Here is a 16,271-nt window from a genome sequence, read left to right as displayed (position 1 = left end):
GATTTCGGTCAAAGGGGGTCAGTTTCCTGCGTGGGAGTAGGTCTTGAGGAAGAGCTTGATGTCTTTGACGCTGCGGATGAAGCGCTCGATGCCGTCCTGTGGATTGGCGAGGAGGGTCTGGGCGGGGATGACGAGCTTCCAGCGGGTGTTCCAGACGCTGCGGCCGATGAGACGGCGGTTGGTGTAGTCCTGGAGGCCTGGAGTGAAGAAGAGGCCTGCATTGTCGCTGGCGCGGAAGGGCTGGTGCTTGCGCGGCAGGAAGTAGGTCTCGGACAGCGAGGTGGCGGCGGTCCACTGGGTGTTCTGGCCGAAGCCGCTGCTGCCGATGTCGTAGGGCAGGGGCATGGCATGATCGAGCACGTTCCATTCGCGGGTGCGTGCGGGGATGCCATTGAGCGGCGGTGTGCGGAAGCTGTCTGCACCACCGGGGATCAGATAGACATACGGCGTGGCAGAGAGGGCGTCCGGCGAGCTGTGTGTGGGTGCTGCCGGGATGCCGGTGTTGCCGCTCACACTTGGATTCATGCCGAGATAGCCCTGGAACACGATGCCGACGCTGTTGATCTTGGTGCTGAAGCTGGCGCTGGAGTAGGCGCTGTCACCTGCGGCGAGCGGATTGCCGAAGAAGTTCAGGCCGCTCTCGATGGCGGAGGAGAAATCAATGACAAAGCCTGGCTGGGCGAGGCCGGTGGGATTGGAGGTGGGGAGAGCATGCGCGGCGATGACGGGATCCGTGCGCAAATCTTTGACCAGGCAGGAGCGCAGACGGTCCTGCCAGGCGGTGTGATCCTCGGCGCTGCCGTCTTCGAGGTAGGGCAGATTGAAGAGCTCACGACGCAGGCTGAAGACCGTGCCGTAGGTGTCCGGGTTGTTGATGCCGAGACGACCTTTGGCGACATTCCAGTCCGCCTGGAGCTTGGCGAGGTAGCTGGAGAGTCCGGGGTCACCGCTGCCGGAGCCGCCGAACTGGGGCTCGCCACCGGTCCCGACCAGACCGAGCGCCCGTGTGGCAAGGATGCCCTTCAGGAAGTCGCTGCCGGAGGTGGTGTCGAGCTGGCCGGTTTCATAGTCGTAGGCTTTGGCGGCGAGGAAGACGTAGCGTGCCGCCTGGTCGAAGAGGATCTTGTATTGTTCCAGCGACTCGGTGCGGAAGGCGCGGAAGGCGACATCACGCGTGCGTGCGCCCTGGATGACGGCGGCGGCGCGTTTGCGGAAGGTTTCACGCTCCGCCAGGATGGTGGCACCATTGACGAGCTCGTTCTGGTAGGAGGCCAGGCCGGCATCGAGCGCCTGCACGGTGAGATCCACGTCCCGCATGGTGGAAAACAGCTCCAGGTAGCTGGCTTCAAGATCCGCCACCGCGTTTCGCACAGCACCGTCGTAGTCGAGGTCTTCATTGATGATTCGGACCTTGAGTTCAGCGACGCTTTGAGCGAGTTCGGCCCCATAGATGATGGACTGCGAGGCGATGCGTTTCACGTCGGTGGCGCGGGTGGCGAGCATGGCTGTGGTGGATAGAATGGCACGAGCTGGTGACGAGGCGTCAAAAGACAGGCCGACATGGGTAGGCAGTGCTTCTTTGGCGGTCCGGTAGGTATCCTCGAAGGTCTTTTTGAGACTGTCCGTGATCGTTTCAAACAGGTTCCAGGCACCAATGGCCTTGTCCAAAGCCAGACGTGACTTGGCGAGTGAACGATTGTTTTCCGTGATCTTGTTAATGGCATCAATGCCTTCAGCGAAGCGGTCCAGCTTTCTGCTGAAGAGTGTGCGTTGCTGTTCCAATTGCCTCAACTGCCAGGCCAGGTTCTCACGCGCCTGCATGGTCTCTGCGAGGGCACGTTGGATGCTTCCGATGAAGGGACGCACGCCCATGCTGGCGGTCGCTACCTGATAGGGGCCATCGTTGAGATTCATCGTGTAGCTCAGTTCAGCCACATTGTTGGAGACACTGTAGGTCGCAGCATCAGCCTCCATGATCTTGTTGGCGGAACCGGTGGAGCCGTCAAATCCTGCCACCAGGGATTCAAACGTACTCCAACGCACCGGCAGCTTGAAGGTGCGGGTGAAGTTGTTCTCCTGGTTCACACCGAAGAGCTGCTGCTGGTTGTAAACGTAGGGACGGTTGATGAACATGTAGCGGAAGTAGTCGGGGTCGGCGTAGCCCTGCGGGTAGGTCTTGCCGGGGCCGACGTCGCCGGGGTAGGGCATGCCGTAGATGTCGTAGAGCTTGTTGATGAAGGCCCATTCCTGGCGGTCCACGGTGTAGCTGTAGTCGGCGGCCTGGTTTTCCACGGAGCGCAGCAGGGCGTTCTGATGCACCGTTCGCTCATGGGCGGTGGCGGCGTTTGCGAGCGCGGCTTTGGCTCGGGCGAGGATCTGATCAAAGTGGCTCTGGCCGGAGGTGAGGCTGGAGGGCGAGAGGTCAAAGAGCAGGCTGCCATCGCTGAGATTCAGCGCGTTGGTCTTGCGGTTCGCGCCATCGAGCTGCGTCTGGATCTCCTCGCCGAGCGTGGCGAGTTCCTCGAGTTCGGTGACCGTCGTTCGATCAATCTTTTGCAGACCGGTGTTGGCGTCGTCCGTCTCAGGCAGGACGGCGTTGGCGGCAGCCCAGTGCAGCAGATTGCCCTGGCCGGCGCGGGAGGCCCACTGCTCCATGCCCCAGGCACGACTGACGCCGGTGGTGACATTGGTTTGGGACTCACGCATCGCGCTCCAGCCGGAACCGGCACCCAGCGGCAGCTTGCGGCGCTCGAGATCGAGCAGACGGCTGGCGGTGCGTCCGAGAGAAACGGCCGCGATGGCGAGCTTCCGCTCATCCTGGTAATCCACTGTCACCGGGACGCCGAGGATGTTCACAGCCTCGACCCGGGGCGTCCAGGTGAAGTTCTCATTCGCCAGCAGGCGGTAGTAGTTTTTCAAGGCGGTGAGGTAGTGCCCGTAGGCGTCGCCATGACCCTGGGGATACTGGCGGGCGGCGTCGGAGGCATCGATCTTGCCATCAGCGCCGAGGCCGGCCTTCTCCTGGATGTTGTAGTTCACCGCGTAGATGACCTCTCCGGCATTGATGCCACGGGTGTAGTTCCAGATGAAGCGGTTGTAGAAGGGGGCGGTGCGCACGCTCGGGACGAGGAAGTCATCACGGCCACGCAGGAGGGTCAGCTCCTCATCCAGCAGCGTCGGCGTCTGGCCTTCGAAGGCGAAGCGTGCGGTGGCGGTGGTCTGAATGCTGGTGCCGATGGAGGCGGGCAGCGACTGTTCCTGGACGAGGCGCTGCGGGTCCACATCGAGCGAGATGAGCGGATTGGCAGCGTCAGCGTAGGCTTCATTGCCGAGGGCCATGTAGAGATCGTTCAAGTAGCCTGCGGCGAGCAGCAGCGCGTCATTGGCGGGGCCATAGTTGAAGCCCGGCGTGCCTTCGATGGTGAAGGACATGCCGCGGCGGAGCACGGTCTCATAGATGGCGATGAGGCCCTCGTTCTGCGCGGCATCCAGCGTGAGCGGCACATCGCCCTCCCAGCGTCCACCGGCCTGGGTGAGCAGGCTGACGTCGGTGTTGACGGTGTTGTTGAGGAAGTCGGTGATGCGCTGGTTGAAAGGATTGATGCCCGCGAGGACGCGTTTGATCCAGCCTTCCGCCAGGGCGGGTTCAGTCCACTGGCTCCAGCCTTCGTCGTCCGCCCAATTCGAGCCGACAGGACGCAGTGCGTGGCCTTCGACAGGGCGGTGACGCATCACGAAATAGTTGTCCGTGAGCGCGAGCAGCGGCTGGCTGGCACCGAGCATCACACGCGGGCCGTCGTATTCGTCCTGCGAGAGCCAGGTGGGGCCGGGTTCGCCGGGGCGGTTCGCTGGCGGCTGGCCGTTCACCGGCGGCGCATAATACCACTCGAACTCGAACAGGTTCTCCTGCGCGGCGAAATCACCCGTGTGCTGGAGTGTCAGATCCTCCGCGAGCGGATTCTCAGAGGCGATCGGCTTCACCTGGCCGCGATAGAGGCTGGGGCCGACCTTCAGGATGTGCATCTGCACGGGTTCGCTGACATCGGTGAAGGCATCGCCGTCTCCAAGGATGAGCGTGACATAGCCATCACCACCGCCGACGGCGGTGAGCGCGTAGGAGTCCACGGCCTGGTTTGAATGTGTCACGCGCACGAGCTGGCCGGGACCGAAGACCTTGTTCTTGTTCTCGTCGGGGCTGTAGCTGCCCGATCCATCGTCCACGTAGGTTTCCAGCGTGGTGGTGAGCGCATCCACCGCAGCGCGCCATCGGGAGGCGTCAGGATCGGTGTTGGAGACGAGGTCCTTGATCAGCGCGATCTCCGCAGACGTGAGCACATTGAGCAGGAGGTAGTCCTCGCCGACGGTTTCATCCACAAACTGGCCTTGCAGGACGAGCGCCCCGACGGGCGGGTTGCCAGGTCCCAGGGCGGGATCCATGAAGAAACGCTCCTGCAGATGCGCAGGCAGGCCTTGGAAATAGACACGGCTGCCGGAGGCATCCACGGGAATGCTTGATGGGATCGCGGCCAGAGCTCCGCCGAGCGGATAGATCTTGCTGCGGGTGGGATCATGCAGCACGGCGCTTTCCTTCCCGGCCGTGACGTCTTTGGCGACGGACTGCTGATACAAAATGCGGGCGCTGGTGGCTCCGTCGAGCCCGGGCAGGCCCGCCTTTGGCTTCACCAGCGTCTCGGCGAACTGGAGGGACGGCACCTCGGTGAAATCACCGTCCGCAGGCAGCAGCGCGGTGGCGGGAATGACGGGCCTGGCGATGCCCGGGCCGGTCCATTCGAGGCGTGCGAGAGCGCCTGCGGCGTTGTTGAAGACATCAAACTTGATGGGCAGCCGCTGGCCGGCTTCGAGATGGATGGAGTCGGTGTCATGGCTCGCCGGCGCCGGATTGCTCCAGGTGTCAGTCAGAGGGTCGGCGTCGGTGTTGCCGAGCCACAGCCGTGTGCCGTCGTCCGTGGAGATGTGGAAGGTGTAGTCGCCGGTCTGAGGGGCCAGGATGTAGCCGGTCCAGCGTGCGGAGAACTGCGTGGCGTTCACCCGTGGATCAGGGCTGGAGACGCCATCCCAGGTGAAGTTCACCGTCGTGTCCACGCGTGTGAGCGCCGGCGTGCCTTCGAGGTTCATGTTGTTGTAATACTCGCCCTTCAGACCGTGGCGGGTGCCGAGATCAGGCCAGTAAGGCCGGTAACTGACGGTGATGGCGGTGCCGGTGACTTTGCTGCCATTCACGCCGTCATGCAGGAACGGGGTGATGGTGCCCGCTTCGGGCGCTTCATCCACGCCTGTGACGGCGTCCGGGTAGGCGAAGCCTTCCAGCGTGGCGTAGTAGAACTTCATGCCCAGGGCTGGCAGGCTGCCGTCCGGATTGTGCTGGCCGCGATAGACCCATTTCAGCCCCTTGCGGTCTTCATAAGTGAAGCGGTTGTAGTGTTCGAAGTCAGCAGCGGCATTGCCAGGAACATTGAGCGCAGGGTCGAGGTTCTCCGGCGTGACTTCGGTGTTGTAGGAGTCGCCATCGTCATCCAGCGGCGGCGGCATCACAGCCAGCGGCATGGGCGGCTGCAGCACCGTGCCAGCGCGGGCGTTGTAGGTGAAGGTGTGGGTCTCGTTTTCCCGCAGCACACGGAAGACGCGCATGTCCGGCCGCTTGTCCACGGCGTTATTGTAGCGCACCAGCACGTAGGGGCTGGAAGTGGTCTGCGCGGTGTTCAGGTCGTCACGCAAGGCGTAGGCGCGACCTGCGATCATGAGTGCGTGCTCCTCATTCGGGTTGTAACCGGCTTGGGAAGGATCGTTTTCAAAGTAGATCGTCCCTCCCGCGGCATCCGCAGGCAGATCACCGGAGCCCGCGTTCGAGGCGAGCACGATCTGCGGTGCATTCACCGGCCAGGCGAGCTGGTAGCGCGAGTAAAATGAGGGCCAGTAGATCGGTGCGATGCGTCCTGCGAGCTGCGCGGGCGGATTGACCTTTTTGAACCACCAGATGCCGAGCCGATTATTGTCTTTGTCGCCCTTTTTCGGCGCGGCATTGACCGGAATGATGGCGCTGCCTTGCTCCGCTTCAGGAATGCCTTCAGCAAAGGGGTCCAGGTAAGCGGTGGGATCGATCGCGTCACCGTAGGCCAGGTCCACATAGCCGGCAGTGCTGTCTGCGCCCGCAGGCGCATGGATGCGCTGACCGACGAAGGCGGTCAGCGGCTGCGTGGCACTGCTGGCATCGAGTTCCGTCTCGCGGAAGTAGCTGCTGTAACGCGGATTCACCGCCATGTGCGAGTCCAGCACGGACTCGACACGCAGGAACCAGAAGTTGTCCCCGGAGGTGACGAGAAGAAGGCTGCGGTTGGTGTTGTAGCCGGAACCGAGCTCCACCACGAAGGCGGTGGGATCCGTGGTGATCGCCCGGCCGTTGTCCTGATGCACCAGCTCGAAGGTGGTTCCCTGGCCGAACACCGGTGGCGTCGCTGCGGATGTCCCAGCGTCGGAGGGGCGGACGTTCAGAGCATAGTCCGCGAGGTCTTCGGGCCAGAACTGGCGGTAACGGTTGAGGAACTTGGGCCAGCGAACTCCGGCGACGCCGGGTTCGGTCCAGAACTGCACATCGTTCGGGGAAGTCGTGGCACGCGTGGCGTAGTAGGCGGTCTGGTCACCCACGGCAAAGCTGCGGGTGAAGGGCGGGTTCGCCGTGCTGAGGATCGGCTGCGGGCCGAACTGGGTGAGCAGATGGTCGATGCGTGCCTGCACCGCATCACGCGCGACGCCGGCCGCTGGCAGAGGGTAGGGCTGCTGGGCGGATTGATCCGGAGGCAGAGGGAAGAGGCGATCACCCACAGCCAGTTCCACCGGACTGGGCAGAGCTTCCTGTACAATGTCCACCACCTCGACACCGACCTGACGGCGCAGGCCGGTGCCGCCAGCGCGTGCCTCGCCGAGGAATTCCACCAGCACACGACCCTCGCGATTGAATGCGTTCAGCGTTTTCAGCGTGCTGTCATGCCAGAGCGTGCGGCGGGTCACGGGAACATCGCCACCGACATCAAACTGCTGCCCTTCAGGCACCTCCTCGGGCACTGAGTCGTTGTAGGCGATGCGTACCTGCTGGATCTCACCTTGCGGCACCTGCACGGGCTGGCCCTGGAAGCCGTGCTCGGTCCAAAAGATGCGCCTCACGGCCTGCCGACTGGCGCTGGAGACGTTCACGACGCGTTCGACGAGGCCGTAAACCGGATTGTTGCCGCCATCCACGCCGATGGACGCCGTGGTGCGCCAGTAAATGCGGCTGCTGCCACCTTGGGACGCATAGACAAAGCCGTCCCGTGCGATGCTGCCCGGAGCGCCGATCTCCGTCTGCTCCTCGAACTTGCCCGAGAGATCCGGCTGCGTGCCCAAACGAGCGTGCTGGCTCCAGAAGAAGCGTTCACCGAGGATGTCGGTGCCCGGATTGAAATCACGGATCGTCGGATCGGTCAGCGTGCGATATTTGAAGGCCGTTTCCGTCTTGCGGACCGGTTCGCGGCGGAGGGAGATGAGAACGTTGCTGGCATTCGGAAACGTGGCCAGCGGAGTGCCGATGATGTCCCCCATGGCAAACTCCGGCGGTGATCCGGCGATGGCCGCGCCGAGCAGCGACGTGCGCAGGCGCAGATTGCCGCTGGACGGCACCTGGGAGTCCACCGCTGTGGACGGGCTGGAGCTGATGCTGCTGAAGCTGGAGAATTGTCCTGCGGTGGCGGGGTCACCCGGAGCCAGCGGCGGGTTCGGCCACAGGATGTTGTTGACCCCGGGCACCACGTCCTGCGCCGCGAGAGTACTGGCAGCGGCTAGAACGAGGAGGCCCAGGAGGAAAGGCGGGCTGTGGCTTCTCATGATGACATGCAGCGTCGGTTGAAGTGTCCTTGGCAGGGAATGTCTCAGCGCGCCTCAGCGGCGCTGTCCGTCGCAGGCTGTGACTCCGGCAGTTGATCCACCAGACGTGCCAGTTTCTTTTCCAGGGCTTCCAGCCGCTGTTTCAGCTCCGCATTTTCGCCTGCCAGCGACTCCATCTTCTTCTGCTGCTCCTGCACAGCGGCCACGGTGACCGGGATCAGGCCCTGGTAGTCGATGCCGCGGACTCCGTCCCGCTGGGAAACCAGCTCCGGCATGATCTCCTCCACCTCTTGGGCGATGAAGCCCGGCTGCAGAGGCTCCTCATCCTTCTGGGTCTTGAAGTGATAGCGTGTGGGGCGCAGTTTCATGACTTTGCCGAGACCATCCTGGAAGGTTTCGATGTTCTTCTTGAGATTGCGGTCAGAGCTTGTTCCCCAGCCACCACCACTGGCCAGCAGCCATGCGCGACGAGTGCCGTTGAGATTAATGTCCAGGTCCGACCCGGAGGAAATGCTCCAGTTGCCACTGCCGAGAGTGATGCCAGGAGCCCTCAGGAAGCCGCCTGCGGTGAAGGTGCCACTCACACTGACGCCGCCATTGACCGTCAGTCCGAAGCTGTCGAGCAACATCTGCTGCACCCCATTGGTCCCCGACACCGGATCATCCGCATGTGAACCGCCGCGATACCAGCGAAACGCGGCGTTGCTGGCGGTGCGGAAGTAGGTGGTGCTGTTCGCGATGCCGATGCCGTATTCGTTGCTCCAAAGATTGATGTGCTGGCCCGTGCGGCTGCCAAAATTGATCGAGCTGTTGCTCATGCCCAGTGCGCCCGAAACATTCATGCCTGCATTGGCGCTGAGGAAGCCGCCGATGGTCGCGTTATTTTCCACCGTCGCCGGGCCGAGGACGCGCAGGCCGCCTTGGGAATGCAGATTGATTTTCCGGTCGGAGCTGTTCGCCGCCGTGCCCGCGCCAACGATCTCCAGCGCCGCCCCGCCACTGAAGGTCCCGTAGCCGATCTTGCCCGCATCGATCTGTTTGCCGGCCACGCCACGGCCAAATTCGATCACGTTGTTGCCGTTGATGCCGAGGTAGTTGTAGTTGTTTGGCAGGGCGGCGGGGCTGATGTTGGTCAGGCCGCTGCCATTCCCGGTGAAAACGCCGGAATTCAGCGTGAAGCCGCCAGGGGTCAGCGTGGCCATGAGCGTGCCTCCGGTTCCGGGATTGGACACGCCGTCGTTGTGCGTGCCGTTGGCGAAGAAGGAGACGCGGTTGAAGCCACGCACATACACCCCGTCGGTCTGCACTCCGAAGCCGTTGAACGCGTCGTTCAGGCTGATGTGCTGCCCGTAGCGCCCGGTGAAGGAGATCGGCCCCTTGAACTCCGTGCCCGCCTCCGCCCACAGCGTGAGACGGCGTTCGTTGATCTCCGGCCCGGCACCCACGATGTCGAGCCCGTTGGAATACACTTTGTAGCCGATCTGGCCTGCTGCCGTGTTACGTGTCCGCTCCGCGTCGTTGGTGCCGAATTCGAGCACGTTGCCGCCGTCGATCCTCGCGGGCCCCTGCATGGTCAGGTCGTTGGCATTGATCCCGTTGAAGGTGGAGGAGCCGGTCGTCGCGCTCACTTGTTCGGCCACGCGGGCCCGCAGCGCATAGGCGCCGGCGAGCAGCTTCTGACGCGGCGCAAACTCGGCTCCACCCTGCGGCGTGATGCCAAAATAGAGATCCGCGGAGGTCGCGTTGGCGAAGACGGCGGCAAACGAGGCCGGTCCGGAAGGCGCTCCACCCACGGCTGTGCCGTTTCCGAGCACGACGCTGAACTGGCCTTTGAAAACCGTCACCGTCTGCGCCTCACCCCACAACGGTGTGCCGCCGGTGGCCTGGCTGTAGATGCGGAACTCGATGTTGCGGTTCTCCGGCGCGGCATTCGCCACGGGATCGCCGTTGTTGTCCGTGAGAACGCCCTGGTAGTTCATCGCGGAGGGCACCATGGACTGGGCGTGGAGTGATCCGGCGCCATGGAGGAGCAGACCGGTGAGCAGGAGGCATTGGAGCGCGGTTTTCATGAGACGGGTGGCGGGGAAGGGGACGTTGGGTGGGTGAAATTCAGAGGCCGGAGATGGAGGTGGTCTCGCTGACCTTGTGCAGGACGAAGGGGCCGCGGATGCGCAGGAATGAGCCGGGCTTGGTGATGCCGGAGATGGTCTCCTGGTAGATCCCGCTCATCAGAGTGGCTCCCCAGCTGGTGGGGACGTCCTCCGGACGGCTGACATCGAAGGTCACGCTGATCTGACGGCGGATTTCAAAGGACTCACGTCCTGCGGGCAGGCTCTGTTGAAAGCGCGCGTCGAGGTTGTCATGATCCGGGTGATAGACGTGCAGAAAGGGGTTCACCGGAGAGGTGTGCGGCGTCACGAGGTCTCCGTTGCCAGCCAGACTGCCACCGGGGGTGAAGGAGCCGTTGAAGGCCAGATTGGTGTCCAGCGGGAGATGCGCCACGGAGAGGCGCACGGCCTTGTCCAGCAGGGTGCTGTCGAGCCTGGACTCGACCAAGGTCAGGCCCACGGGCGCATCTGCGGCGGATTCGGCCAGCTTTCCCTGATAAATGTGGGACAGCAGCCGTGACTGGCCGGCGGCATCGACATGAACGATCAGGCGCAGCGTGTAGGGCTTCGAAACGGCGGGCAGTTGAGTGGCGCCGCCGGGCGTGGTGAGATCCTCGATGAGCAGCGGGTTGCCGCTGCTGTCCTTCACCGTGTTGCCTGCGGCATCGCGTTGATACCGACGCAGAATGCTGCCCACCTGGGTCATTTTGGCCTCGCCGATCCACAGTCCGGCTGGAGTCGCAACCTCCGCCGTGGCCGGGAGGTACATCTCCTGACCCACGACGCCTGCCGTCGTCCTCAAATGCAGCAGCGAGGCAAATCGTGTCCCGGCCGCGCCGCTCATCGCGGTGCGGTCTGGCAAAAGGCGCACCTGAATCACCGCACCGGCCGCCAGCGTGATCGTTCGTGCGCCGAGCGGGGTGAATTCCGTCTCCGCATCCACCTGTGCGAGGAGTGGCAGCACACCGGAGACCGTTGGCTGGCCGTTTGGGGCGCTTTCCGAGGCCACGCTGTCCAGCGCCACGGTCAGGCTGGCATTGGTTTCATTTTTCAGCACCAGCCGCGCCGTGTCGGAGCGTGTGCCGAAGCTCACATCGTCACCGTGGTCCACCGCTGCGCTCAGCGGCCCGTAATAGCGTGAGAACTGCTCCACTCGCACCCAGTAAGCCTGGCCGCGTGTGATGCGGCCGACCGATGGACTCACCGGCAGGGGATTCGCCCCGCTGCTGATGGGGCCGCCGTTGTAGCGCAAAATCTCCGCCTGGGCCAGGGCGAAGCCCGTGGGGGCCAGATACGCCGCGAAAGTCGGCGTGGTGCCTGTCTCGACCACGGGAAAACCCGCCAGATGCAGGCCGTCTCCGCGCCAGCGCACCTCCGGCAGAGTGGCGCGTCCTTTCAGATGCCAGGTTTGATTCGGAGCTCCGTCCGCCACCTTCACCAGATAGCCGTAGTTGGCATCCAGCCGGTCAAACGTGGTCTCCTCCGGCACTCCGGCTTTCCACATCTGCCATTCGGTCCCGGCAGGCACGGCGGTGACGCCCCCCGGCGCACGTGGATCGACACGCTCCGGCTGCCAGCGCCAGACCTGCTCCACTGCGGGATAGGCGGCCAGCAGCGTGTCCAGCGTGGCATGGCTGGCATCCACATGCGGGTAGATGGCGTTCCAGCCGGCTTTGAGGACGAAGGATTCGGTGCGCCATTCAGCGCGCGCTGCCATCGGCAGCATCGCCGCGACGAGACAAAGGACGGTTCGTGAGATCTTCATGACGTTTTCAGCGCACCAGCACCAGCCGGTAGAAAAGGTTGGTTCTTCCGATCGAGGCCGGGGAGTAGAGGCTGACCTCCCGCGTGTCCGCCGCGGTGAAGGTCGTCTGTGCCTGCGCCGTGGGTGAATCCTGGCGCACATCCGTGCGCGTCCAGTCCTTCAAGTCGGCGGAAAACTCCACCCGGTAGGTTTTGTCCACCACGACGAAGGCGCTCAGCAGCGCCGAGCCGTCCTCGTGCCAGCCGGTGATCTTCAGGGCCAGCGTCTCCGAATTCAAAAACGCAAAGGTGCCCGCGAGGTATTCGATGTGGTCCGACGTGCCGTCTTGGTCGAAGTCGCCGCCGCCCAGCGTCGCCAGCGACCAGCGTGGGTCGCCGGGGCCGATGCCGGCTTCACCGAGCTGCCACCATTCCCAACTGTCTGGAATGCCATCGCCATCCGTGTCGGCTCCGATGGTGAAATCAATGAAACTGCTGCCTGCTGGCTGCCCCACCGTGCGGCTGGAGGCCGTGAGACTCGAAACCGGCAGGGTCGCGTTCGGGAATCGCACCTCGATGGACAGCAGCGTGCCCGTGGTCTGCGCTCCGGTGCGGTAGGGATCGGCCGGATTCGTGTCCATGGGCAGTTGCAGCCGGAAATTTTCGCCCGCACGCGGTCTTTCATCGACCGCGGCTTCAGCGATCACCACGCCGTTCTGCCGCACCACCACGGTGGCCTGGTCCGAGGCCTTCAGCGCCCAACCGAAGGAATCACGCGCAATTCCGTGGATCGTGAACATCGGCGCGGGCGGAAAAGCCTGGGCCAGGGAGGCGCAGCCGAGCAAACCCAGCAAGAGCCGCCGGAGCCCGGTGAAACAGGAGGATGAGACAGTCATTCATCCCCGGTCTTACCGGTCTGTTTTCAATCCTTACCGGCTTCGTGAAAAAAGTGTGCCTCCGGGTTCACGGTTGGCCAGTTGGCAGCCTCAGGACGCGTCTCGCCCAATCGGCGTAGATGCCTTTCTCCGTCGTGCTGGCGAGCCGGGAGCGCAGTTTCAGCAGAACTTCGCCCGAAATCACCCGTGTGACACCGGCGTCTCCAGTGCGCATCAACGCGAGGCTTTCCAGCAGCTCAGGAAACCAGGATGGCACCGGTTCACGCGGCTGCGGGACCGTCCACAGCACGCCTTCCATCATGGAGCTGCCCAAATGAACGCGCGTGCCGTCAGGTGAGAGCACAGCGCGGCCCGGCGCTGAGTCGTAGCCATGGCCGCTGGCGATCGGGGCGGGATAGTGCGCGGTCACCTGCTCCCCCTGTGACGTGTCCCAAAAACTGATGCCCAAGTGGTCGCGCACCAGCAGGCACCGCCCGTCTGCGGTGAAACGCACGAGCACTGGCGTGCTGGCCTGCGGCAGTGGCGAAGACCGTGGCGTGCCTGTGTGCGGGTGCCACAGCCGCACGGTGCCGTCCCGGCATGCCGTGGCCAGGATTTCACCATCCGGGCTGAACTCCAGGTGCGACAGCCAGGCCAGATGCGGCATCGGCTTTCCCACCACCTTTCCGGTGGCGACGTCCCAGACGCGTGCCGTCTGGTCATAAGAAGCCGTGGCGATGAGCCTGCTGTCCGGGCTCCACGCCCCGGCGATGATCGAGTCGGAGTGGCCGGTGAAGGTTCGCAACTTTTCGCCCGTCCTGATGTCCCAGACGTGCGTGACACGGTCGGTGGAGCTGGTGAAAAAGCGTCCGCTGCCATCGGGCGCGAAACGCAGCACCTTGATCTCGCCAGGATGGTCCAGCGTCCTCACCAGCTTGCCGGTGGCGCTGTCATGGATGCGGATGCGGCCGTCATTGTGCGCGGCAGCCAGATGCCGGCCGTCAGGGGAGATGTCTGCCGGGCGGATCGCACCGCTTTGACGGCTGGGCGGCCACAGCTCCTGTCCCGTCTCCAGCGACCAGCCATGCAGCCAGCCGTTGCCGGTGAATGCGTAATAGCGGCTCATGTCCGGCGAAAAGACATGCTCGTAGATGTCACCACGAGTTGGAGCATCCAGAACCACATGCTCGTCTGCGAGGTCATATAGATGGGCGCGATGCTCCGCCGACACACTCAAGCAGCCGAGACGTCCATCCGGACTGATGCGGTTGCCCGCCATTTCCTCCGTCTGTCGTGGGTGCCGATGCCGTTGCGGCGGCAGTGGCGCGGAACCTTGCCACACGCTGATCGTCGCCTCGCCATCGCGGACGGATTCGGGCGCGATGAGCATCCTCCGGCCGTCGTGCGACACGTCCATCGCCATCGAGGCCTCGGTATTCAGCCACACCGGGCTGATCATCGCGCGGCCGGACTCCGCGTCCCACAGGCGCACGCGACCATCCTTGCCGTAGCTCAATGTGCGACTGCCGTCCCCCGAAGCGATCAGCGCCGCCGGATTGTAAAGATGGTTCATGGCCGTGGCGACACTCAAACCGGTCCCCGTGTCGAACACAGCGAGGTTATTGGCGGCGGTGCCGAGGGTGACACGCGTGCCGTCATGATTCAGCACGAGAAAACGACAGGGTGACGGCTGGCTGTCGATTTCACTCAGCACCACGGAGGATTCCACGGCCCATGATCGCGTGGTGAAGCGCTCATCGAGCATGGAAACCCGTCCGCCATTCCCAGAAAGCGCCCCGCCGCGGAATTTTTCCCGTGCCTCGATCTGCAGCAGTGCCCGTTTTGACACGGTCTCAAAGACTGCCGCCCGACGTGCATTCCAAACCAGCAAACGCTTGCCGTCGGCGGACAGCTTTGCTCCCGCCACTCCACCTTCCAGCAGGAAGAGCTGCGGCGGAGACTCCCAGGATGATCCGCACTCCCAAATCTCCACCTGTTCAGCGGACCGCGCTGCAAGGCGTGAGCCGTCTGCGGAGAATTGAAGCTCACGCACGGCTTTCGAACGATCACGCGCCAGCGAAGCCGCCGCAGTCTCCAAGGTGGCATGGATGTGGATGTGGCCGTCGTGGGTGGCCAGCGCCAGCGTCCACGGGCCTGCTGCCACGGCCAACGCTGTGGCAGGCGAGACCAGCGTGATCCGCTTGGTCTCACGCCCCGTGGCGGCATCCCAGGTGCGAAGGATCTGATCTTCCCCAGCCGCAGCGAACCAGGTGCCATCCGGTGCAAGGCGGGGCGGAGTGAGCAGCTTCACCTCCGGTTTCATCGGCGGTCCCACCAGCATCGGAAACGATGATTGATCGACCATCGACATCGCGAGCATGGCCGCCTGCCAGCGCGAGGGATCCTCGCGCAACATCGCCGCGAGCCTGGCCAGCGCGGGTTGTTTTTCATCCGTGCCCGCCTGTCTCACCACTTCATTCCACGCCAGATGGCCCAGCGCCCGCCGTTGCTCCACGCGTGCCTCCTCAGCCCGTCTCCACTGCCAGGTCACTCCGGCAAAACCGAGCAAAAACACCAGGGCTATCGTGGCAAGCAACGCGGCGACCTTCGGACGCCGCCGCGTCCAGCGCCAGACCGACTCAGGAAGCGTCAATGGCCGTGCGCGAATCGGCTCGCCTCGCATGAAGCTTTCGAGATCCTCCGCCACGGCGAGAGCGCTCATGTACCTTTGCGTGGGTTCCTTGGCCAGGCACTTCAGGCAGATCGTGGCCAGATCGCGTGCCGTGCCGGTCAGCGCTGCGGGCATATGCTCCACCACCTGCTTCGCTGTCGCCAGTGGTGTCGCCGCCGCGAAGGGCGGACGTCCGGCCAGCAACTCGTAAAGCACCGCGCCGAGGCCATACACATCCGTCAGCGTGGTCACATCGCCGTGTCGTCCATCCGCCTGCTCCGGGGCCATGTAGCTCGGGCTGCCAAGCATCACGGCGGAGAGCGTCAGGCTGCTGTCCTGCTCATTGAGCAGCTTCGCCAGGCCGAAGTCCGTCACCTGCGGTTCGTTTTGGTCATCCACCAGGATGTTCGACGGCTTCAGGTCGCGATGCAGCACGCCGCGCTCGTGGGCGAACTCCACCGCATGTGCCACCTTCGCCATCATCGCCGCGACCAGCCTGTCGCGTTCGTCGGCCCGCCCGGTCAGTCGCTTGGCCCAGGTCGCGATGTTTCGCCGCCCCAGCACCAGCCGCATCGAGAAAAAATGCTGCATGTCCAGCTCCCCGATCTCATACACGGACACGATGTTCGGGTGCTCCAGCCGCGCTGCGGTGGACGCCTCATTGCGGAAACGCTGCACCGACTCGGAAGTCGCCAGCTCGCCGGCCAGGATCATCTTCACCGCCACCTCGCGGCCCAGGCTCAGCTGCCGTGCGCGGTACACCACGCCCATGCCGCCTCTCGCGATCTCCTCCAGCAACTCATAGTCGCCAAACTGCCGCAGACCTGCCGGCTCCGCCCCCAGATCGTCCGCTGTCTCGATGGTGAACGACGCCAGGCTCAGCAAGCAGCGCGGACACCGGTTTCCCAGCCTTCCCGCCATCAACGGCGTGCCGCAAACGGCGCATGGCAGTGGCTTTTCGGGTGTGGCGTCGGGCTCAGGCATCGGGGGATTCAAATC

The 16,271-nt window shown here is 64.0% G+C and carries 5 protein-coding genes; all 5 read right to left on the bottom strand.

What is annotated here, in order from left to right; translation table 11 throughout:
- Positions 1–18 precede the first annotated feature (18 nt).
- The gene (locus tag IAE77_RS10165; RefSeq protein ID WP_294225636.1) at positions 19–7,875 is read right to left on the bottom strand and encodes a PA14 domain-containing protein; all 7,857 of its coding nucleotides are present in this window, start codon (positions 7,873–7,875) and stop codon (positions 19–21) included.
- Positions 7,876–7,919: 44 nt separating this feature from the next.
- A complete protein-coding gene (locus IAE77_RS10160; protein ID WP_294225632.1) occupies positions 7,920–9,944 on the bottom strand; it encodes a tail fiber domain-containing protein in 2,025 nt (674 codons plus the stop codon).
- A 40-nt stretch (positions 9,945–9,984) separates the two neighbouring features.
- Complete coding sequence (locus tag IAE77_RS10155) at positions 9,985–11,748, bottom strand: hypothetical protein (protein ID WP_294225629.1); 1,764 nt, start codon at positions 11,746–11,748, stop codon at positions 9,985–9,987.
- Between the two features lie 7 nt (positions 11,749–11,755).
- A complete protein-coding gene (locus IAE77_RS10150; protein ID WP_294225626.1) occupies positions 11,756–12,526 on the bottom strand; it encodes a hypothetical protein in 771 nt (256 codons plus the stop codon).
- Between the two features lie 163 nt (positions 12,527–12,689).
- Complete coding sequence (locus IAE77_RS10145) at positions 12,690–16,256, bottom strand: protein kinase (RefSeq protein ID WP_294225624.1); 3,567 nt, start codon at positions 16,254–16,256, stop codon at positions 12,690–12,692.
- Positions 16,257–16,271: the final 15 nt, after the last annotated feature.

It is taken from the genome of Prosthecobacter sp. (assembly GCF_014879935.1).
Taxonomy (GTDB): domain Bacteria; phylum Verrucomicrobiota; class Verrucomicrobiia; order Verrucomicrobiales; family Verrucomicrobiaceae; genus Prosthecobacter.
This window is presented reverse-complemented; position numbering and strand designations above follow the sequence as displayed.

Coding starts and splice junctions, on each gene's coding strand:
- IAE77_RS10165 (WP_294225636.1), bottom strand. CDS start 7,875: ATGAGAAGCCACAGCCCGCCTTTCCTCCTGGGCCTCCTCGTTCTAGCC.
- IAE77_RS10160 (WP_294225632.1), bottom strand. CDS start 9,944: ATGAAAACCGCGCTCCAATGCCTCCTGCTCACCGGTCTGCTCCTCCAT.
- IAE77_RS10155 (WP_294225629.1), bottom strand. CDS start 11,748: ATGAAGATCTCACGAACCGTCCTTTGTCTCGTCGCGGCGATGCTGCCG.
- IAE77_RS10150 (WP_294225626.1), bottom strand. CDS start 12,526: ATGTTCACGATCCACGGAATTGCGCGTGATTCCTTCGGTTGGGCGCTG.
- IAE77_RS10145 (WP_294225624.1), bottom strand. CDS start 16,256: ATGCCTGAGCCCGACGCCACACCCGAAAAGCCACTGCCATGCGCCGTT.